Here is a 23,043-nt window from a genome sequence, read left to right as displayed (position 1 = left end):
CTGGTTTCATAATAGAAAAGGCACCACCATAAAATGGTGATGCCCCAAACTAATTAACCCGTTCCCGCAATCCCCCCAGACAAAAGGAACATTCGCACCAAAATAGCACGAGGTCTATAACTATGAATGTAATAAACAAATGTGAAAACATCAAGAAAAAAAATCAATCACATGCAAAAAAGTTTAAGCCCGTCAGCATGTGGCAGATGGCTGAACAGGAATCAAAACCCGTCATCAAGCCACCAGCCCCGTCATATACGCCGTTATCAATGTGGCAAATGGCAAAGGCACAGCCCGTTATCAAACAACAGGTCACACGGCTAAGACGCGAACACATACCAAACATATCAATGTTATCCGATACCGACCCTGTGGACGTAATCAGGGATGACGGAACACCTGAAAGGTGGACAATCGGGGAACTGAAGGCATGCCTGATTTCACACCTGAATGAATACAAAAAACAAGGAAACGACTGGGCTTCACGTGTCTTGTCACAGTTTCCTGATTTCAATGAAATCGAACCGATAACAGGCCAGGAACCGATAACAGATGATGACAGCAAACAGCCCACCAACTGGTATCATTTTGGAAAAAATGAATACGGAAAACAGGAAACCATTAAGCCAATATATGACCTATCCGATAACGACCGCGCCAAGCGTTCCAGATTGTACAGAAATCGCGCATTGCTTGGTGGCTTGGAAGAGTTCGCACAACGTCACGACTACAAGGGCACGTTCCTAACAATAACATGCGACCGCAATAACATCAGACAATCAAAGCAATGCATCACAGACATATGGAACGGATTGCAGAAAGCCCTACATGACCGAAATATCAAAAACTTCGGCATGAAATCCATGGAACAACGGCCATCTGGAATATGGCACATGCATGCCATCATATTTACACCATCAGACATAATCGATGAAATGGAACTTAACTTATACAAAAAGTACGCAAATCATCCTTTTGGTGAAGGAAAATGCATCCAACGAATAACCGAAGGAACAGCAAAACACGTGGCACGATACATCACAAAAGTTGATGTTATTGATGACCACCACAAACAGGAATCAAAGTTCGTCGTGTCATCAGAAACCCGCTTTTTCGGAATACCAAAGGGCGTCATCAAATCATACGACCGAATGTTCAGAGTCCCGCACGAAGTGAATGTTTTCGATAATAACAAGTTGTCAAAGGCTGGACGCAAAAGGCTTGCATCAATCAAAGCAGGGATGACAACGGAACAAAAAAAACAATTCAACAGGGAACGATATATCAAGCTTCACATAGAGCGAAGAAACATGATGACCGTTCTTGATAACCTTGGCGCTTTCAAAGATTTAAAAAAATGTTGTTGTTCGTGGTTGTCGTCAGAAACGTCGAAGATTCAAGCCGTCAGTTTTTGTATTCCAAGTGGTCATTCAAAAAATGGCGGAAACTGTAGTGTAGTCGATAAGGTATACAATATTAATAAAAAAGAACGGGTGCGCGTAAGAGGTCCAACAATAGCACAAATACAAAAATACGCAATCATGTCAATAGAAAAAAGGAGTCAAAATATGGAAACAAACACGTCACACAAACACATAACGGGGATACCGCCACCATGCAGACAGCACCAGTATGCCCGATACGTCACAGATGCCCGTAGAAGGCTGTGAAGGCACCGGAAGGGGACGCCCTTCCTTCGCCTTTCCATGAGCAAAAAGCAGGCGCACACGGCAAAATATCGGCGGTCATCAGGATGACGATGAGCAATCGTCAGGCGTAGCCCGCGCAGCGTCATGATGCTGATGAAAAGGGGTTCAACAGGGGATTTTATCCCCTTTGCCAGTTGGTGAATGTGTTAACATTCGCCATGCCTGGCAATATAGACAACAATACACGATTTTCTTGAGTATTAAGAATATATCTGTTTACATAGATGTATGAAGTTCATGAATACACATGAATAAATTGCAAGGAGATACATCAATGTCAAACACGTCAATATTAATCAACAAGTTAAATGAAATTATCAATATTTTTGAAAATGCCGAACTGAACAATCAGGGCAACCGCTACACAATAACACACATCAATAGTTTGCAGAAAATTAAAACAGACTTGATGAAAATACACAAATCAGAAAACAAAAAAGAAGAAATCAAGACCGATGAAGAAGTAAAGAAACCAGAAATCAAAACACCTGAAAAACCTAATTTCACACAAAATATTAACGAAAGAAACAAGATATAAAAGGGGAAAAGATATGATTGATTACAATTATTTAGCATCAATGACGGAAACCGTCGGTATGCCTATCATCGGTGGCAAATCTTTGTTTTCAGTCTATCAAATACATAAAACGCCGACGCAATTTATTACGAAAGACATGATATTTTTTGATGATATAAAACTGAAAAAGATAGCACAGGAGACGGTTAATTTTTCTATAAAAATAAGACCGTTTGAAAAACAAGGAAGAAATGCAAAAATAAACGCAATTATGAAATCAGTAAATCAATATTATGGTTTCAAAATGTTCGGTGTCACAATGTCTGGAAAATGTTACAGCACAACATTATCAAAAGAAATGAAAGAATATATATGTGAAAAATGGAAAGAATTACAACCAGACTATGTATATATGTCAAAAGGATGGTGGTCTGCTTTTTCAAGAACATTGCAGACAAAAAAAACGACACGAATAGCAAAAAATACAATTCTAAAAAAGTTAGCAGAATATAATAAATAAGGGGGAATGATAATGAAAAAGGAAAATAATACATCACATGATGACATAACATATTTTGATATGAGGGTATCACATTTATCAAGACAAGAAAAAAAAGAATTATTGAAATATATTGAATTCAATAAAGATGACGCAAGCAATATAGACGTGTGGCTTGCACATTATACGCACGGCATAAAACTGTGATTTGCAAAAATGATACGCGAATCAACATTGCATATCCGTATGACCGACAACGAAAAAGCAAAAGCGCAGTCATACGCAAAATCAATAAAAAAAAGCCTTTCTGTTCTTGTCCGTGAGCATATTACGCAAGCCATTGTAACCAACACAAAAGGCGACGAAATACGCACGGAATTACAAGCGATTAGGCGCGAATTATCAGCACAGGGCAACAATCTGAATCAGATTGCAAAGCGCGTGAACGGTGGCGAACAAATAGGAAACATAAACGACGAATTGAAAGAAATAACACGCTTACGCAAGCAGTTAGCAAAACTAACGGCATCAATGCGGGGGCGGTTGTCATGATTATAAAAGGCGGGCAAATATTGGCATCAGCGGGGCACCAAAAGACCGCAAAACACATATTCAGCGGACCCGCAAACGAACAAATTACACCATTGCAGGGTTGTCCCGAAACAATGGAAGACATGATGCAAGATGCACACAATGCGGGGCTAAAGTATGGCTTTCATCATTTTAAGATTTCCCCCGATAAAGAAATATCAAGAGAGCAAGCGCAAGAAGATTTTAAAGCGATATCAAAAGAGTATGGCTTTGAATTAAATGATTGCGTGATTGTTGAACACCGCAAAAAACGCGCAACCGCAAGCAACAGCCCGATACATTGGCATTTAATTGCCCCGCATCTAAACCCGCAGACAGGCAAAGCCTTAAATATGCGGAATAATTACAAAAGAAACGAGAAACTTAGCCGTTTGTCCGAAATCCGAACAGGTCAGAAAATCTTAACAGGCAAGCACAACAAAGCCGTTTTTAAACAGTTGCTTGATGAGGGGAAAACAGCACAAGCGAAAGCCATACAGCACACAACAAGCGCACCGTTACCGCACGCATCATATGGTGAAGAAACCCGCAGAATAGCAGAGCGCCAGGGCTTATCACTACCAGATGAGAAGGCCCGCATATCAGCGATATGGAAACAATGCGACGGCATAAAAGCGTTTATCAGCGCATTAAATGAAAACGGATTTTTACTAAAAAAAGGAATCAAAAAGGACACGTTCATAATTGAGCGGGACGGTGTCTTGGTTGGTTCAGCCAGCCGACTTTTGAAAATTAAGAAACAAGATTTTGCAAAAATGTTTAATGATTACAAGGAGCAGACCAATGAAATTATGGCCGAACAAAACGAAAACGGAAGAAAAAAAGAAACCGACACCAACACCAAAAAAGCCGATTCAGCAAAAACCAAAAACGACCACACGACCACAAGAAAACCCGACATTGATGAAGGTGAAAGCGGACACAGGACAGATTTTGGATTTGCTAACAGACAAACCAGAAAACGACCAGCCAGACCCGATTCAGCAGATTTTAGACCTGTTGAACACGATAGCGGAACAGAACAACGAGATTATAAAAAACCAGTCGCACATTCTAAAAATGTCATCGCATCAGCAAAAATAAGAAAGCGCGGGGATTTCAAAAAAAGGGAAAAGTTTGCGATTATCACGCCTGAATATTTACAAAATATAAAAGATAAATTAGCAAAAGAAAAAACGGGCAATCGTGATTTTTATAGAGAACAATACAAAAATATAAAAGACCAAGAGTATCATATAGATACATATAATAAATCTATAGATGCAAATGTATCTTTGTTACTTGTTGATATGTTCCTGCGCTTATTCGGATATTCAATAAGAAAAAATAAGCCAACACCTATTATTAAAAAACCAGATGTTCAGCCACCCGTGTCACGTGAAGACTTTGATTTAATGACCGAACAAGAAAAGAAAACGGTGACATATAAAGCACTTGGTTTATATCGTTCGGCATATATGACATATTCGAATTTATGCAAAAAACATGACGTGCCACATGCAGGATTTCAGGAATGGTTAAACGACCTTGGAAACGACTACATGAGTGAACAAATAGCGAATCTGTTCCCTGAGTTATATATGAAGGAATTAGATAAATCGGCAAACGAATACGACAAATTGACATTAATTGAATTAAGGAAGATTTGGAACGGTGAAACATCAAAATATGAGTCACAATTCGCAGATATAGACGGGTTAAAAACGCATATCACGCACGCGCACGGTGAAATCCGCGAACACATACGCATTGAAGATGAAAACAAGACGCTGGATAAACTGATTGCACAACAAGCGCAGGAATATCATCAGCAGGTTTCAGGCCATCAGACAGACCAAAATCAGACGCCTGAACAAGATGCATCCGAAGGCTTGCGAATCAGGTGACAACACGACGAATCCACCAACAGCAGGGCAGGGGGATTCTGTTGTTGTTGTTGAATTGTTGTTAGATATCAGGTGATTTTTTTGGCTTGACAGCACGCTAAAAAAATGCAGAAAAACCGCCGATTATTTCGGGTTTTTTACAACATTGTTCATTGGTGTCAATAGATTAGGCTTGTTGGCGGAGGGGAAGGGATTCGAACCCTCGATACGACTTGACATCGTATAACGGTTTAGCAAACCTGAAACAGATGATAATATATTTATAAATCGTTGATTTATAAGGGTTCTATAATGCAAGCATGGCAAAAGATGCTATAGTCACGAGGGCCACTCCCCACAAATACCCCACATTTTTAGATGACGGGATTATCGCCTGATTCCGGCAAAGGGTCTGATCGGTACGCGATCGCGGCATTCATCCACAGTCCAGCTATCAACCATAGCCTGCACCCGGCCTCGCAATTCTTCCCGATCTGCAATCAGTCGGGAGGCCTCAGCGTGCCGAGCATCGTCGTTCTGCGCAAAGACTGCTGCTTCATAGCCAAGCTGCCGCCCCATCTCCACATCAGGTAAAGAGGACAGGGGGGCATAGGCCACCGGCAGGCTGATAACCTGCGCGCGCGTCCGGCTGGCATCGGCCTGCACGCCGAACGTGGGCACCGTGCTGGCCGTGCCCACGCTGAACTGACCGCCCTGAGTGAACTGGCCGGAGAGTTGGAGCGTCACGTCACCTGCAATCGTGTCGACCACCGGGTCAGGCGTGTGCTGGCTGCACTGGGCGGCACGCACGGCGCGTGTAAAGCGGGCATCCTGCTCCGCCGTCCAGTCACCCGCGTGCGAGACCGACACCACACCGGCCTGCGCGAGACTGGACTGGATGGAAGCCATGGCCGCCGGAATCGTGGTCTGCACGGGTGCCTGATGGGTGCAGGCAGACAGACCGAGAACGCAGGCCAGCCCCAGAACAGCCCTCATGCCATCCCCCGCAGATACGCATCATTGGCCGCAACCAGCGCCTCCCAGTCCAACTGGCTCGGTGCCAGAGCCGTGGCGGGCATGAGCTGGCGCCAGGCGAGGGCATGGGCTTCCATGATGCGTGAGCGCATCCAGCGCCAGGTGGCGCGCTGTGTGGTGCCCCAGGTGAGCAGGGTCACGATGTCCGTATCGTCCGTGCCGGTATAATCCCAGCCCAGCAGGCAGTGGCCGTTCGCGGGGTTGGGGTGCGGGTCGCCGTGTCCGGCCGGGGTATCGGTATCCCACACCGGGGCCAGCGCGCCGGTCTCGTCCTCCCACAGGTCGGCGTCGGCCAGCTGCACGCCGAGATAGGCTGCCGACAGCCCAGCCATGATATTGCGCACACCGTTCAGGTCACCCGGATCTGCGCTGCCCCACAGCGGGAACAGGGTCTGGTTGGTCACGGCATACCCATCGCGTAGCGCGGTGGTCAGCACGTCGACCTCTACGCCGCCGCGATCCGTGCCCGGATTGTCCGGCACGTAGCCAGTGGAGCGGGAATAGAACGCTACGGCCTGCGCTGTGGTGATGTCGGTCTGAAACCCGTTCAGGGCGGACGTGGCGCGGATATGGTTGCTGATCCCGGCCGAGGTGCAGTCACCAAGCACGTCGTTGCCCAGCAGCAACGGGGCTGGGTCGATATGGCTGCGGTCGAGCCGGGCAGGGGCCTGCCGGGCCATGAAGCCCCGCATGGCCGACATGGAGGGCTGGCCCGCGCGCATCTGCGCAGGACGACAGCCAAGCATTCGCTGTGTCATATTCTACCTATCTGGATTTTATGGAATCATCGACGGATGACAGACCTGATCTCACGAGCCGATGCGTTTACCGCAGCAGCACACGCCAGCATCAATCAGTGCCGCAAATACACGGGCGATCCCTACATCGTGCATCCGCGCCGTGTTGCGCAGACCGTGAAGCAGACAGGTGCCCGCGATGAGGTGGTCGCAGCAGCGCTTCTGCATGATGTGGTGGAAGACACACCGGTCACGCTGGAGGAAATCAGGACTGAATTTGGTGAGAACGTGGCGGCCCTGGTCGAGATGGTGACAGATGTCAGCCGACCGGAAGACGGCAACCGCAGGGTGCGCAAGGCGATGGATCGGGATCATCTGGCTCTGGCCTCAGCCGAAGGTCAGACCATCAAGCTGGCAGACCTGATCGACAATACGGCATCCATCACCCGATATGATGCGGGAGAAAGTGGAACTTCTTGGCGTTCTCAAAAAAAGGAGACAGGACATTACGCCAGCGCGCTTCAACACTTACAGAGCAGTATGGCAGCAAACGGTGATATTCATTTAGATTAGACAAGGTCGACTTACGCCCTCATGCTGGACATATAACGTTTTAATAGAAATAAATCAAAGCAGACAATCAGATCATTTTTTCTTCCGAGTCGCATTATCACTTCACCCATGGAGGAGAGCAACGCTGGTTGGTATATGCCTAACTTGATATTTAGAAATATGTTTTATATAATTGGCAGCAGGTATTGACTCACTTATTTCGATAACGGCGCCACGAAGAGGAATTACTATGTCGAGAGAAAGTTACGCAGCAGTATTAATTACACAGGGTGAGCACAGATTTTATCAACTTGCTATGCCAAGTGATGTTTTGGCGAGTAGTACATTTGTTTCCTCACGAGATGAAGATCCGGAAACCGGCTTTCAGCGTTTACTTGATGTAAAGCGTGCGAAAGAAATTGCCGCCTACATAGACAATGGGCTAGGAACGATCCCAACTTCAATAATATTGTCTGCTCAAAATTCGTGTGGTCTTGGGTATGATTCAAGGAGTAAGACTGTAAGTTTTTTCGCTAATCCAGGATCATTTTTGATTCTTGATGGCCAGCACAGAGTATATGGATTTAAACTAGCAGAAACAAAAATTCGAGTTCCGGTGGTCATATATGACGGTTTGAGTCGACAAGATGAGTCGAGACTTTTTATAGATATTAACTCCAAACAAAGAGGTGTTCCATCAGAGTTGTTGTTAGACATAAAGAAACAGGCTGATTATGAAAGTTCAGAAGAGCAAGTCTTTCGAGAGGTATTTGATCTTACGCTGTCGGACCCTAATAGTCCTCTCTATGGGCGACTGTCACCATCGAAAAGAGTCAAGTCCAAGATATCTCGAGTCACCTTCAATGCGGCTCTAAAAAGCATTTATCCCGCACTTTCCACTCGAAGTGCAGATGAAATTTCTGAAATATTGTCTGATTATTTAGCCAGCATTCGTGACCAAATTATTAGAAATGGAGGAGATGAAAGCATTTTACTAAACAACGTAACTTTCCGTGCATTAATTTCATTCTTTACTCAAGTTGCACGGAGAGTTAAAGACCGTTTCGGACCAGATTATACAGTCAATAATTTTGATAATGTTCTAGAACCTCTTTTTGATAGCATTCAAATCGGAAAGCTATCGGGTGCTTCTCAATCAAAAATAGTTGAATACCTTGAAAAGCAGCTCAAAGGAGACTTTCAGCTGTGAAGGCGGTTGATTTGGAATTGCTAAGACCTCTGTGGACACCTAAAAGCCTTGAAAACGACGAGAACTGCACACAATCTCTGAAATTATGGCTGATAGATGGAAGCTATAACGTTATAAACACTCCACCGTTACTTTCTCTTCATTGTCAGGGTGATGAAGAAATCAGGAAATCTTTATCTTTAGATGCTTTCCGATTTTCCACTCACGCTGCACAAACGGTCTACGAATTGCAGAAAAGCACTGCATATTCTAGTTTAACGTCATGGAGAGTAATACAAACATATTACGCTGCCTATTACGCAGCGCACGCAATATTACGATTTTTTGGTAAATCTTTTTCTCACCTTGAGACGGGACATGTAAAGTTTCTCAGAGATAGATGCGTATCTGAAGCAGCGTTTACCCCTCATCTCTCTATGGCGTATTATCTTTTAACCTACACTCCTGAAGATAAAAGAATTAACTTTCTTAAATGCGATGAAAGTCATAAAGATCTGTGGAAGAATTTTGGAGCTCTTCTTAGAGAGATATCAAATGCGTGTCTTACGCTCAGGGCATCTAATTCACGACAACAAGATTTATCTAATAAATTCTTGGACCTTGCCGATGCGCTGACTCTGCGCGGTAGATTTTCTTCAAGCAACTGGCTTTCGGTAGTTCGAAATGAAGTTAATTATAAGTCACTTCATGGGACATGGTTTCCATTTCCGAAGTCAACCCCATCATTTGATACACTAATGGCTAAGGTCAAAGACTGGCGGAGCTGCTCATATGATTTTGAAAATCCCAACCTCATAAGGGCAAACCTCGAGCGGTTTTTTATCACCTCCTTCATCATTATTGATTTAGCTCTCGCGATTAGTTTTGATTTTCAGAAAATAATTGGAAAGCCTGGGAATAGATCAAAAAATTTCTCTAGATTAATTAATATAAGTGCGGCAGCCTAATTCCTAGAGGTGGTTGAGTTCAAATTTACTATATTTTTCTTATGTGACTTTGCATCTTACGATTATAATTTGATGAAAGTCTCAATTACAACATAACACTGAAATGGTCACTATTTTAATTTTTATTGGATACTCGATTTGCAGCATTGCAATCTGGAACCGGACTTTCCGTTCCCCCCAAGTCAGTCATATTGACGCCTGTCCGATTCTTACCCCAGCCCACGATCCCGTAGCTGCACTGCCACATAAAGCGCATGCAGCTTGAGCGGGATCGTGATCAGCAGCCCGATGAGGACGACAACGCCGCCCGCACCGGAGATGACGCCCTCCATGAAGGGCGTCATCGTGAACTGCTCGCCAGATAGGCCAGCAGGATAAAGCCCGCCAGCACGCCGCCAATGGTGCTGGCAGCCCAGAGGAAGAAGATGCCGACGGGCGTCATACTGTCACCCCCAGCACTTTAAGCGCCTGCTGCACCTGTGCCTGCGAGGGGGCAGGTGTGGCATTGACCATGGCCCCGACAGGGCGCCGCACGGTTACGCTGTCCAGCAGCCCCTTGAAGGCCGACACGATGGTGCCCAGCGCGCTCAGGGCGGTGTTGGCGTTGGAGAGGTCGGTGCTGGCGATCCTGGTCTCCACACCGGTGATGGCAGCACTCAGGTCGCTCTCTACCGTACCCAGAGCCGACAGCACGCTATCCACCCGGCTTTTCCAGTTCGTGTCATCATAGGTGATGGTCAGCGTGGACCCGACCGCCGAGGAAAAGGCGTTCAGGGCCGCGCCCAGGGCGGTATCGCCTGCATTGATGATCGCCACCGTGGGCGCACCGATGGCGCTGGCCAGGGCCGCGATACTGAGGATGGTCGAGACGGCATTGAGGCCTGCCTGCCCGTAATCCTTGATGGCGGCCACGTTGAGGGTGAGGGTGGTGACATCACCGTTTTTGGTAACCGTGCAGGCCGTCAGGGCCACGCCCGCGACAAGGGCGGATGAGCCGCGAAGGAAGGCGCGGCGGGTGGGGTTCTGCATGAAGCGTGCTCCAATAAAAAACCGCCCGGCTGAGGGGCGGTTACCTTGGGTTGCAATTCAGGACACATTATCGCCTTAAAGTTGCATATCATCGGATGTGCAGCCCCGGAGTGCATCGGCCATCCACCTGGCACCGGGGCTGTCTTCCCAGATTTTGCAATCTTTCAGGCCCGTCGGTCAGCGCACAGGCTGCCCCGGCACCATCGGGTGCGAGGCCTCGGCTTTGTCCGGGGCAGACGCGGCGGCCGGGGTTGCACTGGCCGTGGTGGGCTTTGTCTCGATCGCGGTTTTCAGGTCGGTTATGCCGGTCAGGATTTTCGTCACGGCCGCATCGATGCCCGCCAGGTCGAGGCTGGGTGCGGCGCGGGCCACGATTACGGGGATCAGCGTCTGCAGCAGGGTGCCTGCCAGCTGGATGTCGGCCTGCGCGGTGGCCGTGTCACGCTTGCCCAGCGCGGTCTCGATCAGGGTCTCGAGGGCAGGGATGGCAGTGGTGGTGTTATCGTCAGCCATGGGTGGCGTCTCCATACAAAAAAACCGCCTCAAAGGCGGTTGGGGGATCAGGATGATTGAGCCGGGCCCGGCCAGTCAGCCGGGCGGGGAAGCGCGTGCAGGGGGCTTGCCGGGGCGCGTGGAGCCGGGCGGCACATCGAGGCGTTGCTCGACCGCGCTGCGCGGAACCGTTGCGGGGACCATCGCCGCCTTCTTGCCCGGCTGGTAGGCGGGCAGGTTCCACCCGCGCGCCTGGGCGATGGCGGTGACCACGGTCCAGACCAGCACCCATTTCGAGGTGGGGTCAGGCGGCCGCCAGAACCGCGCGATCAGGGCGCAGGTCGAGATCAGGAACGACAGAACCACCACGACATCCCCGGCATACTGGGCCGGGAGCATCGACAGCACATCCTGCAGGAGGGAGAATGGGTCCATGTCAGGCCTCGGCGTGCTGGGGCACGGCAGGCGCCGCGTGCAGCGCCTGGTCGATCTGGGGCAGGCCGAGATGGCCCGGCCCGTTCTCCATTGTTGCAATGCCCGCGATCAGCGCCCGCTGGGTGGCCGGATCGTGCAGGTCCAGCACGGTATCGGGCTGCACGTCCATATGGCTGCACAGGGCGTAAATATAGGCCCCGGTGGGGTTCTCGCTGGCAGGCGCATAGACCGATATGATGGCACGCACCGTGGTCAGTCCCCGCTCGCCATAGCGCAGCAACTGGTCGCGCAGCGCGCGGATGCCGTCCGCCATGGTGGGGAAGGCGGCAAAGCGGGGGTAGGGCACGCCGGTTTCCAGATGCGCGCCGGGCTGGCCCACGTAGTCGAGATTGCCGGGGTTGTTGTTGCGGATGCCGCGCGGGAGTTGGCTCATGGCGTCAGGTTCCTTGTTCGGGGCATTGCCTGGGCTCATGGATGTCCACCGTGCAGGAGCTGGCCGAACCAGTCGCAGAAGGGTGGATAGGCGAACAGGGCGGCGGCGATGGTGCCGATCACGGTGATCAGGCCGACGATGGCCGCCCCGATCTGGCGAAGGGCTTTCATGCCCCCGATGAGCTGGCCCATGCACTCGCGCATCTCGGTCGACAGGTCACGCACCTCGCCGCGCAGGGCGCGCAGGTCGGTCTCGGTTGATTCGACCTTGGTCTCGACGCGGACCAGCCGGTCGCGCAGCTGGGGATCATCACCGAACCCCAGCACTCTCCACAGAATGAACATCAGATTTCCAGGCAATAAAAAACCGCCTCATCGGGCGGTCGGGCAGGCGCAGTTTGTGCGGCTGGGTCAGGTCGTGGCGGCCGCCGCACTGGCCGTCATCACATCCGTGGGCTGGTCAGGCAGGGCGGTGCTGGTGGTGTCGGTGCCGCTGGCGATCGCGTTGATCGCAATCACGTAGGCTTTCATGTCAGCCGTAAAGGTCTCGCCCATTGCCGCCGCAAGATTGGCCTGCTGCGTTATCCATGCCTGCGCATTTTTCGCCTGCGTTTGCAACGGGACTGGCGGCGCGGGTGGCGAATACGGCACCACCTTTCCACCTGAAACGCCGATGCCTGAAAGGCCTATTGCGCTGTATTGCTCCGCTGTCAGTGCGATCAGATCAGAGGCGGCGGGTAAGCCCGACAGGTCATCATACTGGGCCATATCGTAGCGGGCCGTGACGGGCGTGGGCTGGGGGGCAGTCGTGTCATAGGCCACGTAATAGCGTGATGGATAACTCTGCTGCCAGGTCATGACACCACTCCTACGGCGGTAATAAAGAAACCAACGGTTCTTTTTATCTGATTCGTAATATCTTCCGCGTAAACACTAAAACCAGCGTTATCTACCCACTGGCCAAGGCTGTTTGGTCCACCGTTAAAGTTGGCAAGGGTCTGGTAACTGTCTTCGCTGTTTGTTTCTATGGACATAGACATGTGGGGGATCGATCCCGTGGCATAGGCAGTTGGAAATAGTACCCTTTTAGGACCACTGTTAGTCGCTATGTCCCCGCTCCAAAACTTCTGAACGAGAAGGTTTGGCGCTATTTTATAAGACAGATACAGTTGCCCGTTCACTGTCCCTTGCGTCACATTCTGCGGGTAGAAGGTCGTGACGTTCCCCGCCGCATCCGTAACCAGCACGTTCCCGGATGCGTCAAACTCAATATCGGCAATCTGGATATTGCCGGAGCTGGCAGCGGGCACGGAGCGGATATAGCGTGCTTCGGCCACCCGCGCACCCAGCGCGCCCTGCGTGGTGAAGTCCACCACGTCAGGCACTAGAAACCTGCCGGACCCGCTCAGGTCGAACGTGCCGGTAGAGAGCCGGTAAGTGCCCGCGTTCGCGGTGCCCGGCGTACCGCCTGTCACGGTTATGGTGGCATCAGGCGTGGCGTCGCCCGTAGCAGGCGGCCCTGCCGACCAGAACCGGTGCGTGACCGTGCTGGCCTTCGTCTTGTCGCCCCAGTCCATATCGCCGGTGACGTTGCCGCCGCCCAGCGGCAGGTAGTTACCCAGCGCCGAGGTCAGGGCCGTTGTGGTGGCCAGCCCCACGGTCGTGCTGCCGTAGGTGAACGCGGGCGCGGCCAGGGCGGCGGAATAATAGAGCACGCTGCCTGCCACGTCGCCCGTAGCCAGCACGCCGGGCGAGCCGAGTACGGCGCCCCCGGCTGCCTGTTTGGCCAGGGCCTTGATGGCGGCCGAGAGCTGCCCCCAGTTGGCGGGGTCCAGCTTCAGGCCTGCATCAAGAATGGGCTGGATGATCTCCGCCATGACCATGTTGTAGTGCGCGGCCGGGAAATCGGTGGCGGGGATGGTGGCCGCCGGGTTGCCATCCGTGGCCCAGCCGGGCGTGCCGGTGGCGGGCATCGTGTCGCGGTTGGCCTCGGTGACAGTACCGGTGCCGATGATGAGGTCCATCGAACAGCTATCCTTCGCTGTAGTTGAATATCAGGATGGTGTGGGCGGGTTTGCGCGCGGTCAGCTCGCATTGCAGGACCGTGCTGCCCCATGTGGCGAAGAGCTCGCCAAAGGCATTGCCAAAGCGCAGGGGTGTGACGGTGAACTGCGGAGCATTGACCTGCCACGTATGCGCCCAGGCATCGCCGCCGAAGGGCGTGCCGAACTTGCGGCCAAAGCGGCTGGGCGCGAACTCGGTGATGGTGATGTCAAACCCGAGGGTTTTGGCGAACTGGACGAAGTAAGGGATCGATGCGCCGCCACTATCGGTCAGCCGGGCCACGACCTGCGCGCGGCGCAGCTCGATGGTGGGACTCTCGCCCGCGCAGGGATCGGGCAGGCCGAGCGTTGCCTCCCATTCCGGCAGCAGGTTGGCCGTCGTGGAGGGGAAGGCATCGCCGATCAGCTCGCCAGCCGACTGCCCGCTGCGCTGGAATGTAGGCGCCCACACGCCCGAGATCTGGTAGGGCATGCCATCGGGGTCACGCGACCAGATGCGCCCGCGCGGCAGCAGGTTGAGCAGGGCGGTGCGGAAATCCGCAACCGAAAAGATGGGCGCTACCATGCGATGCCATCCGCGCCGCTCACCGTGCCCAGCACCGGCATGGAACCCTGATTCGCACCGACCACGGGATCGGTCGGGGATTTGACCTCGAAGCTGTCCAGCCCGATGGCGGCGATGGCCTCCTGCCAGTCATTGGGGTTGATGGTGCCACCGGGGGCGGATACGCGCCGGAACATGTCGGCCAGCGCGGTCTTGATGGCCGCATGGTTGGCCGTGGTGTCGCCCGTGCCGAGATCCGTGATGACGAAGTCCACCGGCTGGGCGATGGGGGCGCAGGTAATGACCAGCGCCGTGACGGGCCGCTCGGCCTGAATGGCGTTGGCCACAGTTAGCTGGTCGCCTGTGGCGGTGGTGTAGCGGGGATCACCTGCCGCCGTGCCGTCTGTGCCAACGGGAAAACCGCCGGTGGCGGCATTGGCCTCATCGAGCATGATGTAGACCACCACCGTGCCCGCGCCGAAGCCGTTGCCCACACACCAGGCGCGGGTGACGCCGGTCACGGCCTCGGCCCAGTCCACGTAATCCGCCTGTTTGCCGTCCTGCCCCTGCGCCTGAAAGGCTTCCATCACGCGGGTGCGGAAATCATCCTCGCCCTCGATGTCGGCCCCGCTGACCGTTACCCCCGTGACCGTGCCGCTGGTCTGGATGCCGGGCACCGGGCTGGACAGGGTGACGATGGTGCCCAGCGTGACGCCCGCGCTGCCGGTGCTGCTGGCGGTCCAGTTGACCACGGTCTGGCCATCGGTCGTGACACTCTCGGCCGAGGCGGTGGCCAGCACGCCGCCCTGGAGCGCGAACTGCGTGCCTGCGGGGATGGTGCTGGTGCCGGTGGCCGGGAAGGTGGCCGTGCCGGTCGCGGCCGTGGCCCCCTTGCGGTACACGCCCTTGAGCGCGCCCCATGCGGCCAGATATTCATCCGTAGCCGTCCACGGCACGGATTGCAGGGCAACCCAGTCGATATAGCCGTAATGCAGCCACGCCAGCCCGGCCAGCACCATGGCCAGCACATACAGCACGGAGAAGCGCAGCACGGCCACGACGCCAGGGATGCCACCGCTGACGACATCCTGCAGGGCCTGCTGGCGCAGCTGCGACAGGGTGGGGCGTGGATAGGCCATATCAGGTCAGGCCCTCCCAGGCCCATGAGAAGGTAAAGGTTTGGGGCGTGCTGTTGCCCGGCTGGGTGAGGGTGACGGAGAACTCCGCCATGGTGGGGATGGTGGCGCTCCACCACGCATTGACCGCGAGCGAGCGGACCACGCCATCATCGACCAGCCATTGCAGGGCCTCGGTGCAAATGCTCTCGATCTCGCGCGGGATGGCCCTTGTTCCGACCTTCACCGCGCGTCTGAGCTGCCACAGGCGGGAGCCGATGGGCAGGTCGGCAAAGGCGTCGCCCCACCAGCCGCGCCGGTCGGCCCCGGCAGACCCCGGCGCGCCCGTGGGCGACTGGATGCCTGCGGCCGTGTCGGCCGAGGAGGGCTGTTCGGGTGCAACCCGGTCGGTAAAAAGCGAGACCATCACGGCCGAGCGCAGCGGGTTATCGAGCGCCAGGTCACCGGACACGATGGGCCAGTCGCCACGAGCCTCGCGGACGTTCCAGGTGATTGCGATATCCATTATGTTTCCGTGGGGCTGTACGTGCGTTGACTCGCAGCGTCGTTATCTTTTGTGCTATCAAGCCGTCAGGAGGCCACCATGACCGTAGATACCAGCAGCCTGATTCTTGAGCAGCTTCGCCTGATCCGCAAGGAAATCGCGGACCTGCGTACCGTGACCCTTGCAAACGCAGACCGCTCCCGCAGGCTTGAACGCCGCCTTGAGGAAATGCGTGATGATATTGAACTCATGATGAAGGCGGAACTCATGGGGCGTCTCGGGCATTTCGAGACGCAGGTGGAAGCCCGGCTGGATGCAATGTCGGACCGGATCGGGGAAATTGCACACGGCAAGGCATGATTGTGATCTCCATGGTCCTGATGTGATGCCCGGCTGCAGGGTTTGGTCATGATAGAAACCAGCTATGATCCCGAGGCCGACGCCATGTTCATCCGGGTTGGGCCGGAAGGGGCAAAATCCGTGGAAACCCGCGAAGTCTCCCCCGGCGTGATGTTGGACTATGACGCTGATGGCACGCTGATCGGCATCGAGGTGCTGGATGTGCGCGAGCGCACGTCGCGCCCGGTCCATGGGGTCGCGGCGGAGTAAGCATCAGACGGGCGGACCCGTATCCGCGCCGTTGTTGCCGTTGGAATGTTCGTGGCTGGACAGCTTCTTGCCCTGCGCCACGACTTCGTTGCCGGTGATGGTGCCGGTGGCGGTCAGGTCGCCCGTTACGGCTGTCTTGCCGTTGGCGGGAGCGATGGCGACGGAGCCGTCCGCCTTGAGCCAGATCCGGCTGCCGGTCCTGGGGTGGTAGAGGCAGACCTCGCCGGGTTGCAGGTCTTTTGGCCTGCCGTTCTGGTCATTGCTGGCGATGGATACGCCGCGCTGGCGGTTGCCGCCGATGAAGACGATGACATGATCGGAATCCGCCAGCGGGCGGCTGGCGAAGCCTGCGTGCTGCATGAGCGGCATGTCGCTGTGGATTTCGCCCATGGCCAGCGTGGCCTGCACGGTGGGCGTGGCCGCTGCCTCATCGGTATCGGCGGTCTGCCGCCCGATGCCGATCAGCATCATCACGCCACGGGCGACGCGGGGAAGAAATGACATCTGGCACCTTCAGCCCTGCTGACCCTGACCTGATGCAAGCGCCTGGAAAAAGGCGCTCTGCATCAGCGGATTGATGATCGGTTCAACCGCATAGGCGGCGGGGTCCATCAGCGCGACATCGGCATGCGTGCCTTCACCGATGGCCTGCCTCAAGACCAGTTCGCCGATCAGCAGATCAGCCGGCTGCGCGCCCCCCAGACAGGAAACAGGCGCGAGCGTATTCGGCAACCACAGGTTGCCAGCATCATCGCGCCAGCTATCGCAGGTTACGGAGATCGGATAGGCGCGGCCATATCGCCGGTTGACTTCCCATTGCACCCGCTGGCGGGCGATCTCGGCATTATTGTCACCAATCTCCACCGGAATGAGCATGTTGCGGGTGCGTGTTACGCCCCTGTCAAAAGCCTGCGCATCGAATGGTGCCGTATTGGCACGTATCTGCTGCACGGCCTTGCCTTCCTGGGGCAATTCAAACAGCGTGATGGCGCCGATGTTCAGGGCCTGCACGCTGGAGAAGCGCCCGGCCATGCTGCGCACGCGCTGCATGCGCTCGATGTTGCCGCCCAATACAAAGCCGCTGGATGCGCGCCGGGAGCCAACCCGTGACATACAGATGTTTCCATCGGGCCGGTCATAGAACAGCACGGCGGCGAGGCGGGTGACGCGCTCGATCATCTCATAGGCGGTTTCCGTCAGGATGGCGGAGAAGGCCTGAATATCGGTATCACCCGCGCCATCCACCGAGATCACCTGTATGCCAGCAAAGGCGGAAACGGCGCGGGCGATGGCCAGCGCGTTCGTGCTGTTCATCTGGAAGGTGCTGAACTCCGCCGCGCATTCCACCAGATCGATGCTTTTGGATGCCAGCTGCACCTCGATGCTATGCTGCCCGGGTGCGATGTCCTCCACAATGGTCTGGACATAGCCTGTGAACACCAGCGTGCTGCCGATCAGGAGCTGGCAGCTATCGCCTTCCACCAGATCGACGGTACTGGCTGCATTCGCACCCTGCGTGGTCATGGACAGGGTTGCCGTCCAGGGCATGATTTCCACGCCCATGCGGATGGTCGCACCCGTCCATGTGCTGATGGCCCAGGCCTTCGTGCCGCGCAGGATGATGACCGAGACCTGATCGGACGGCTGGGGCGTCCAGCCCACAAAATCGGACAGGGCAGATAGTACACCGCTCATGATGATAAAGCCTCGAAACTGGTCGGCATGAACGCCGGGTGAATGGGATTGGCGCGCTGGATCAGGTCCGTGGCGCGGGAGCCGTTGGCATAGACCTGCTGGGCCAGCACCAGCGCGGGCAGGGGCGCGTTGCGGGTAACGGTAACCAGATCGGGCAGCCGCGCTGCCCGGTCGGCCAGGTCCTGCAGCACCTGGGCGCGCAGGTTGCGCAGGGCCTGAAAGGTAGCGTCATCGCCGCCATCCGCCGCGATCACTGCCTCATCATCCAGCATGGCGCCGATGCGCGTGCGCATGGCCTGCGCCTCATCCGACGTGGCGGGCTGCCAGTCGGCCAGGGCGTAGGCCAGCGAGAGCAGGGCGGCCTGCCTGCACAGCGTTGCGGTGGCGGTCTGTGCTGTTGCAATCGCGCCGCCGATCGGTGCGCCCGAGGCCACGACCGATGGGCTGTAGGTGGCCAGCGGCATGAGCACGGCAATCTGCCCGGCGGGATCGGCTATGGCCGAGCGGATGGATTCAGGCACCACAAGGATGGCAGCGCCTAGCGCGGATGGATCCGCCGCATCCGCCAGGGCGGCTACGTTATCGCTGACCGTCTGGGTACTGGTGGTAAGTCCGGCGAGGATGGTATCGACCGTAGCATTTTCATCCACCACGGCCCCGCTGCCGTTGGCGTAACGCCCGATATTGCCGGGGAGCGCCGCCATGGCGCCAGAGAAGGCGCGAGGGGAGCGGATGGCTCCGTTGGCCCTGCTGCCCCAGTCAGACGCCATACCGCGCCCGGCATGCAGCACGGTTGCACCGTAGCTGTAGGGGGCGAGCGTGGTGGTGGCGTAATCGGACGAGATGGCCGAGCCAAACGCCACAGCCGCAACGGCTATGGTGGCATGAAGTGCCAGCAGGATGGTGGAAGACAGGTAGGAACTGGACTCGATAAACTCCAGCTCGATGTCGATGATGTGCATCACCCCGTCACGGGCGTACCAGTCGCACCGCAGCAGGCTGGCCTGTATGGCCCCGATGGTGGGGTGGATCAGCAGCCCCGTGCCCTTGGTCTCGGCTGCCTTGACCAGCAGGTCACGCTGCGCCCAGCATTCCGGCCCGATCAGAAAGCCCCGGAAGCGGTAGGGACGCGGCCCGCGGCCCATGTCTTCCACCCATGGCGTGTCGTTGTAGGGATAGACATGCAGCGCGGTGCTGCGGCCATTCTGGCCACCGCTGCCCACCACCACGAACGGGACGCCCCGGAAGGAGGCCTGCAGGTATTCCTCGGCCAGGGTGGTGAGAGTGCCGGACATGTCAGCTTCCTGTTGCGGTTATCTCGGGGGGCATGGCCCGCTGGGTCTGGATCTGGGGCCGCACGGTGGTACCCGGCGGAGCGTCAGTTACCTGGACTTTCGTGCCGTGCGGCGCATGCACCGAAATCCCGACATTGACGTTTGCAGGCGCGTTCCCCCCGCCGTCGCCCGCGTTGCCGCCAAAAAGCGGGGGCGTGGCTACCCCGCTTGTTGCGTTCAGGCGGTCACGCGTCCGGCGTATGCGCTGCATTTCCGCTGCGATGGCGGCGTTGGAGGCAAGGTAATGCTGGGTCTCGCTAGGCAGGCCCGCATCGATGTGGGTGCGCGCATATTCCTGCACTGCCTTGCTGTTGGGGCCAGCGTTATAGGCTGCATCTGCCGCCAGATAGTCGCCTTTGAAGCGATCAACCTGCATTTTGTAATACCGCGCGCCGGCATCGAGGTTCTGCCGCCAGTCATAATTCGGGGCATTGACGGAATCCGCCACGCCCAGGGAGCGCGCGGTGTCGGGCATGAGCTGACTTGGCCCGAATGCACCAGCCTTGGATGTGCGGTCATAGCCGCCTGATTCGGTCTGGAGCAGAGCGAGGAAATGGTCGGGGTCGAGGCCATATTTCTGGGCAGCGGCAGAACCGGCATCATAGATGTCTTTCTGCAGGGGGCCGGTGTTGACCACGGTATCGCGCCCGCCGCCCGTGCGGAATGGCTGGCCGGCGAGCAGCTTGTATTCGCCATAAGCGAGCGCGCCATACAGACCACCACGCATGAGCATGCCGCCGCCGCGCAGGGTGGCACCGGCTACACGGCCAAGCCAACCCTTGCCGCCAGCCGCAACGCTTGCGGCAGCAGAGGCATCTGCCGCCGCCGTTGCCGCCGCAGCCATGGCATCGAATGCGGTTGCAACGGCATAAATACCGCGCACGATGCGCAGGGCGACCAGTCCCTCCATGGTCAGGAGGATCTCGTTACCTACGGATTGCCAGCCACCGAGTTTGTTGACGACCGTTTCGGTGGCGTGTGCAATTCCTGTTATGTCGCCCTTGATCTTGTCCCACCCGCCATTGCGGAACCAGTAGGAGAACTGCTTGACGTAATTGCCGATATCCTGCGCGATCCAGTCGCGGTTGCTGTCGATCAGATCTTTCAGGAAATGGTTCAGGTCAACCAGAGCGGGCGATGCTGCGTCCGCTATGACATCACCGAAATGTTCGACGGAAAGGGTCAGGTCCTTCTGGGATTCCCGATAGGCATCAGCCCGGTCGGCCATCTCCTTTGTCATCCATGACTGGCGCTCACCCTCTTTGCGGTGACGCTGCCACGCCTCGTCCGTCTCTTGCAAGACGGTCTGTAACTGTTCCCCCGCACCCCCCAGCAGTGCGGTTGCCGCTATTGTACGAGCAACCGGGTCGCGTAAGCCGCGAATGGAATGCGCAACGCGGTCAAAAAACTGATCCATGGGGAGCTTTTCCAACTCCTTCATGTTCAATCCAAGTGCCTTGAATTGAGCCAATGCGCGCGGATCCATGCCATGCAACGCATGCCACCGCGTTTGCGACAGCGTCTGGAGCGCCCCGGTCATGGCCTCGGCGGAACTGCCGGACAGGCGGGCGGCGTTCTGCATGGCCTGCAGTTTCTGGGGCGCCATGCCCATGCTGCCCGATACCGTGCGCAACTGGGTGCCGAACTGCCCCCATGCATCCACCAGCCGGTACATGCCCGCTAGGCTGGCCGAGCCGGTAATGACGCCCAGCACCGGCACGATCTGGCCGATATAGCGGAACGCGCCCAGCGCCTCGCGCGCTACCCCCACGAAGCCGTTTTTCAGGCGGGTGAGGCCGGACAGCGACGCAAACCGCCCGAAGGCGGCCTGCGCGCGGCGCACGGGGGCCTGTAGCCCCGCAATGCGCTTGTTGATCTTTTCCAGCGTGGAGCTGGCCCGATCGGCTGCTGAAATGACGACCTTAACGCCGCTGTTTGCCACGTGCAGCCTCCCGCTTGCGATGTTCGTTGATGCGTGTGGCCTGCGCCAGCAGTTCCGCCATGCGCTCGCCTGTCAGGCCCTCGACATCACCGAGGGAAAAGCCCTGAAAGAACAGGCCCAGCTCCGGGCCTAGATCGGCCCAGCCAGGGGGCCATTGCGAAAAAAACCGGTCAGGTAATCCGCCGCCCGCGCGAACTTGCTGATCGGCATTTTGAGAACGGCCGCCTTGGGCCATTCACTGACCGCCTCGACCAACGAGATTTCCGACAGCATGAAACCTTCCGGCGTGCCGCGCGTCTCGAAGGCCTGCGCGGCCCTGCGCTCGCGCACCTTGGGTGGCCGCAACTCCATGGTGGTGAAGGTGCGGCCAACCGCCTCGATCGGGTTCTCGAAAATTAAAGTGAGGGAGGGGGAGAGATCGGGCTCCGCGCCCTCGGGCCTGCGGGCGTCATCCTGAAAATGCGTGACGTAGGCGACTGCGCGGTCCAGCACATGGCTGGGCAGCTCGCCCGTGGCCAGCGGCGGCCAGCCGCTGACCAGTTCGACCAGCCGGATCTGGGAACTGTAGACCGTCTCCAGACTGGGGCGCTTGCCGATGACCTGCGCCGCCGAGAGGATGTGGAAGACGTTGGGCTCGCCCAGGACCATTTCGTCAAACTCACGGCCATCCTTGAGGATGATCGGGTCATCGAGCACGATCACGCTGTCATCCGTGCGTGCTGGCAGCTCTTCATCGGGCTGCCCCAGTGCTGCCATGACTTCCGCATCGGTGGGAGTTTTGTGGTGGGGATGGGTCACGAGACGGTGTCCTCGGTTACGGTGGCGCTGTCGACGTGGAACTCGAAGGTGCCTTCCTGCGTGTTCACGGCGATACGTTCGGTGTGCCAGGCATCATTGGCGGTGATGACCTTGCCGTTGGCGTTGACCAGCACGACGGTCAGGCCGGATGCGCCCTGCAGGGAGCTGACGGCAAAATCCCGCCGGTCACGCAGGGTGGCCTGGATGAAGCCTTCACCGGGCATGGCGGTGAAGCCTTCGACCATGGTCTGGCCCTTGGCGGTTTCATTGACATCACCCGAGGCCTGCCACTGGGCCTCGCCCACGACGTTGAAGGGGATGCCGTTGATGGTGAGGGTCGCGATGCCGCCGAGCGGCCCGCGAAAGACGGTTCCGGACATGGCGGCTC

Annotated in this window: 30 protein-coding genes; 11 read left to right on the top strand and 19 right to left on the bottom strand. The window is 55.8% G+C overall.

Annotated features, from left to right (window positions below):
- Positions 1 to 122 precede the first annotated feature (122 nt).
- The 5 genes from R5N89_RS06700 to R5N89_RS06680 all read left to right on the top strand — a co-directional run bounded on the left by R5N89_RS06700 (position 123) and on the right by R5N89_RS06680 (position 5,202).
- On the top strand, positions 123 to 1,670 hold the full coding sequence (locus tag R5N89_RS06700) for a hypothetical protein (RefSeq protein WP_110568436.1): 1,548 nt from the start codon (positions 123 to 125) through the stop codon (positions 1,668 to 1,670).
- 313 nt (positions 1,671 to 1,983) lie between these two features.
- Positions 1,984 to 2,247, top strand: a complete 264-nt coding sequence (locus R5N89_RS06695) for a hypothetical protein (RefSeq protein WP_078523958.1) — start codon at positions 1,984 to 1,986, stop codon at positions 2,245 to 2,247.
- A gap of 13 nt (positions 2,248 to 2,260) precedes the next feature.
- On the top strand, positions 2,261 to 2,746 hold the full coding sequence (locus R5N89_RS06690) for a hypothetical protein (protein WP_146220197.1): 486 nt from the start codon (positions 2,261 to 2,263) through the stop codon (positions 2,744 to 2,746).
- A 225-nt stretch (positions 2,747 to 2,971) separates the two neighbouring features.
- Positions 2,972 to 3,277, top strand: a complete 306-nt coding sequence (locus R5N89_RS06685) for a plasmid mobilization protein (protein WP_167370157.1) — start codon at positions 2,972 to 2,974, stop codon at positions 3,275 to 3,277.
- The gene (locus tag R5N89_RS06680) at positions 3,274 to 5,202 is read left to right on the top strand and encodes a relaxase/mobilization nuclease domain-containing protein (protein WP_146220196.1); all 1,929 of its coding nucleotides are present in this window, start codon (positions 3,274 to 3,276) and stop codon (positions 5,200 to 5,202) included. The genes R5N89_RS06685 and R5N89_RS06680 overlap by 4 nt, the downstream gene beginning before the upstream one ends.
- Before the next feature lie 366 nt (positions 5,203 to 5,568).
- Here the strand turns inward: R5N89_RS06680 and R5N89_RS06675 are convergent, their stop codons facing one another.
- Complete coding sequence (locus R5N89_RS06675; RefSeq protein WP_110568434.1) at positions 5,569 to 6,177, bottom strand: hypothetical protein; 609 nt, start codon at positions 6,175 to 6,177, stop codon at positions 5,569 to 5,571.
- Positions 6,174 to 6,974: a hypothetical protein gene (locus tag R5N89_RS06670; protein ID WP_110568431.1), complete on the bottom strand. Its 801-nt coding sequence runs from the start codon at positions 6,972 to 6,974 to the stop codon at positions 6,174 to 6,176. Before R5N89_RS06670 ends, R5N89_RS06675 begins: the two co-directional genes overlap by 4 nt.
- Positions 6,975 to 7,010: 36 nt before the next feature.
- Between R5N89_RS06670 and R5N89_RS06665 the strand changes: the two genes are divergently transcribed.
- The 3 genes from R5N89_RS06665 to R5N89_RS06655 all read left to right on the top strand — a co-directional run bounded on the left by R5N89_RS06665 (position 7,011) and on the right by R5N89_RS06655 (position 9,662).
- A complete protein-coding gene (locus tag R5N89_RS06665; protein WP_110568429.1) occupies positions 7,011 to 7,526 on the top strand; it encodes an HD domain-containing protein in 516 nt (171 codons plus the stop codon).
- A 229-nt stretch (positions 7,527 to 7,755) separates the two neighbouring features.
- A complete protein-coding gene (locus R5N89_RS06660) occupies positions 7,756 to 8,715 on the top strand; it encodes a DGQHR domain-containing protein (RefSeq protein ID WP_110568427.1) in 960 nt (319 codons plus the stop codon).
- Positions 8,712 to 9,662, top strand: a complete 951-nt coding sequence (locus tag R5N89_RS06655) for a hypothetical protein (protein WP_110568425.1) — start codon at positions 8,712 to 8,714, stop codon at positions 9,660 to 9,662. The genes R5N89_RS06660 and R5N89_RS06655 overlap by 4 nt, the downstream gene beginning before the upstream one ends.
- A 209-nt stretch (positions 9,663 to 9,871) precedes the next feature.
- On the opposite strand, the gene R5N89_RS06650 is transcribed toward R5N89_RS06655, so the two are convergent.
- From R5N89_RS06650 to R5N89_RS06600, 11 genes are all read right to left on the bottom strand, one after another.
- Positions 9,872 to 9,994: a hypothetical protein gene (locus tag R5N89_RS06650; RefSeq protein WP_354680709.1), complete on the bottom strand. Its 123-nt coding sequence runs from the start codon at positions 9,992 to 9,994 to the stop codon at positions 9,872 to 9,874.
- Between the two features lie 106 nt (positions 9,995 to 10,100).
- Positions 10,101 to 10,691, bottom strand: a complete 591-nt coding sequence (locus R5N89_RS06645; RefSeq protein ID WP_110568423.1) for a hypothetical protein — start codon at positions 10,689 to 10,691, stop codon at positions 10,101 to 10,103.
- A 177-nt stretch (positions 10,692 to 10,868) separates the two neighbouring features.
- The gene (locus R5N89_RS06640; RefSeq protein WP_244192128.1) at positions 10,869 to 11,204 is read right to left on the bottom strand and encodes a hypothetical protein; all 336 of its coding nucleotides are present in this window, start codon (positions 11,202 to 11,204) and stop codon (positions 10,869 to 10,871) included.
- Positions 11,205 to 11,279: 75 nt separating this feature from the next.
- On the bottom strand, positions 11,280 to 11,618 hold the full coding sequence (locus R5N89_RS06635; RefSeq protein WP_110568418.1) for a hypothetical protein: 339 nt from the start codon (positions 11,616 to 11,618) through the stop codon (positions 11,280 to 11,282).
- Position 11,619: 1 nt separating this feature from the next.
- Positions 11,620 to 12,051 carry a structural protein gene (locus tag R5N89_RS06630; RefSeq protein ID WP_244192127.1) on the bottom strand — a complete coding sequence of 144 codons (432 nt, stop codon included), beginning with the start codon at positions 12,049 to 12,051 and terminating at the stop codon, positions 11,620 to 11,622.
- A gap of 35 nt (positions 12,052 to 12,086) precedes the next feature.
- A complete protein-coding gene (locus R5N89_RS06625) occupies positions 12,087 to 12,410 on the bottom strand; it encodes a hypothetical protein (RefSeq protein ID WP_236944472.1) in 324 nt (107 codons plus the stop codon).
- 51 nt (positions 12,411 to 12,461) lie between these two features.
- Positions 12,462 to 12,908, bottom strand: a complete 447-nt coding sequence (locus R5N89_RS06620) for a hypothetical protein (RefSeq protein ID WP_110568412.1) — start codon at positions 12,906 to 12,908, stop codon at positions 12,462 to 12,464.
- A complete protein-coding gene (locus R5N89_RS06615) occupies positions 12,905 to 14,074 on the bottom strand; it encodes a hypothetical protein (protein ID WP_244192126.1) in 1,170 nt (389 codons plus the stop codon). Before R5N89_RS06615 ends, R5N89_RS06620 begins: the two co-directional genes overlap by 4 nt.
- Before the next feature lie 7 nt (positions 14,075 to 14,081).
- The gene (locus R5N89_RS06610) at positions 14,082 to 14,678 is read right to left on the bottom strand and encodes a YmfQ family protein (RefSeq protein WP_110568409.1); all 597 of its coding nucleotides are present in this window, start codon (positions 14,676 to 14,678) and stop codon (positions 14,082 to 14,084) included.
- A complete protein-coding gene (locus tag R5N89_RS06605) occupies positions 14,672 to 15,796 on the bottom strand; it encodes a baseplate J/gp47 family protein (protein ID WP_110568406.1) in 1,125 nt (374 codons plus the stop codon). The genes R5N89_RS06610 and R5N89_RS06605 overlap by 7 nt, the downstream gene beginning before the upstream one ends.
- 1 nt (position 15,797) lies before the next feature.
- Complete coding sequence (locus tag R5N89_RS06600; protein ID WP_110568403.1) at positions 15,798 to 16,298, bottom strand: phage GP46 family protein; 501 nt, start codon at positions 16,296 to 16,298, stop codon at positions 15,798 to 15,800.
- A gap of 78 nt (positions 16,299 to 16,376) precedes the next feature.
- On the opposite strand from R5N89_RS06600, the gene R5N89_RS06595 reads away from it, so the two are divergent.
- On the top strand, positions 16,377 to 16,637 hold the full coding sequence (locus R5N89_RS06595; RefSeq protein ID WP_110568401.1) for a hypothetical protein: 261 nt from the start codon (positions 16,377 to 16,379) through the stop codon (positions 16,635 to 16,637).
- Between the two features lie 48 nt (positions 16,638 to 16,685).
- Positions 16,686 to 16,886 (top strand): DUF2283 domain-containing protein, encoded by a 201-nt coding sequence (locus R5N89_RS06590; RefSeq protein ID WP_110568399.1) that lies wholly within the window; start codon positions 16,686 to 16,688, stop codon positions 16,884 to 16,886.
- Between the two features lie 3 nt (positions 16,887 to 16,889).
- On the opposite strand, the gene R5N89_RS06585 is transcribed toward R5N89_RS06590, so the two are convergent.
- From R5N89_RS06585 to R5N89_RS06570, 4 genes are read right to left on the bottom strand one after another with little or no spacing between them, the layout of a single operon-like run.
- Complete coding sequence (locus tag R5N89_RS06585) at positions 16,890 to 17,390, bottom strand: phage baseplate assembly protein (protein WP_110568397.1); 501 nt, start codon at positions 17,388 to 17,390, stop codon at positions 16,890 to 16,892.
- 9 nt (positions 17,391 to 17,399) lie between these two features.
- A complete protein-coding gene (locus R5N89_RS06580) occupies positions 17,400 to 18,581 on the bottom strand; it encodes a phage baseplate assembly protein (protein ID WP_110568395.1) in 1,182 nt (393 codons plus the stop codon).
- Complete coding sequence (locus R5N89_RS06575; protein WP_110568393.1) at positions 18,578 to 19,876, bottom strand: DNA circularization protein; 1,299 nt, start codon at positions 19,874 to 19,876, stop codon at positions 18,578 to 18,580. Before R5N89_RS06575 ends, R5N89_RS06580 begins: the two co-directional genes overlap by 4 nt.
- A gap of 1 nt (position 19,877) precedes the next feature.
- Positions 19,878 to 21,857 (bottom strand): transglycosylase SLT domain-containing protein, encoded by a 1,980-nt coding sequence (locus R5N89_RS06570; RefSeq protein ID WP_208624652.1) that lies wholly within the window; start codon positions 21,855 to 21,857, stop codon positions 19,878 to 19,880.
- Here R5N89_RS06570 and R5N89_RS06565 point away from each other — a divergent pair.
- Positions 21,829 to 21,990, top strand: coding sequence for a hypothetical protein (locus tag R5N89_RS06565; protein WP_354680708.1), 162 nt, complete (start codon positions 21,829 to 21,831; stop codon positions 21,988 to 21,990). The two genes, R5N89_RS06570 and R5N89_RS06565, sit on opposite strands and share 29 nt — an antisense overlap.
- Here R5N89_RS06565 and R5N89_RS06560 read toward each other — a convergent pair.
- The gene (locus R5N89_RS06560; protein WP_110568391.1) at positions 21,987 to 22,655 is read right to left on the bottom strand and encodes a phage tail assembly protein; all 669 of its coding nucleotides are present in this window, start codon (positions 22,653 to 22,655) and stop codon (positions 21,987 to 21,989) included. The two genes, R5N89_RS06565 and R5N89_RS06560, sit on opposite strands and share 4 nt — an antisense overlap.
- Positions 22,652 to 23,035, bottom strand: coding sequence for a phage tail tube protein (locus tag R5N89_RS06555; protein WP_110568388.1), 384 nt, complete (start codon positions 23,033 to 23,035; stop codon positions 22,652 to 22,654). Before R5N89_RS06555 ends, R5N89_RS06560 begins: the two co-directional genes overlap by 4 nt.
- Between the last annotated feature and the right edge of the window lie 8 nt (positions 23,036 to 23,043).

It is taken from the genome of Komagataeibacter sucrofermentans DSM 15973 (assembly GCF_040581405.1).
In the GTDB taxonomy this organism is placed as follows: Bacteria; Pseudomonadota; Alphaproteobacteria; order Acetobacterales; family Acetobacteraceae; genus Komagataeibacter; species Komagataeibacter sucrofermentans.
The sequence above is the reverse complement of the archived record's forward strand: the minus strand, read 5'-3'. Positions and strand labels throughout refer to the sequence as shown.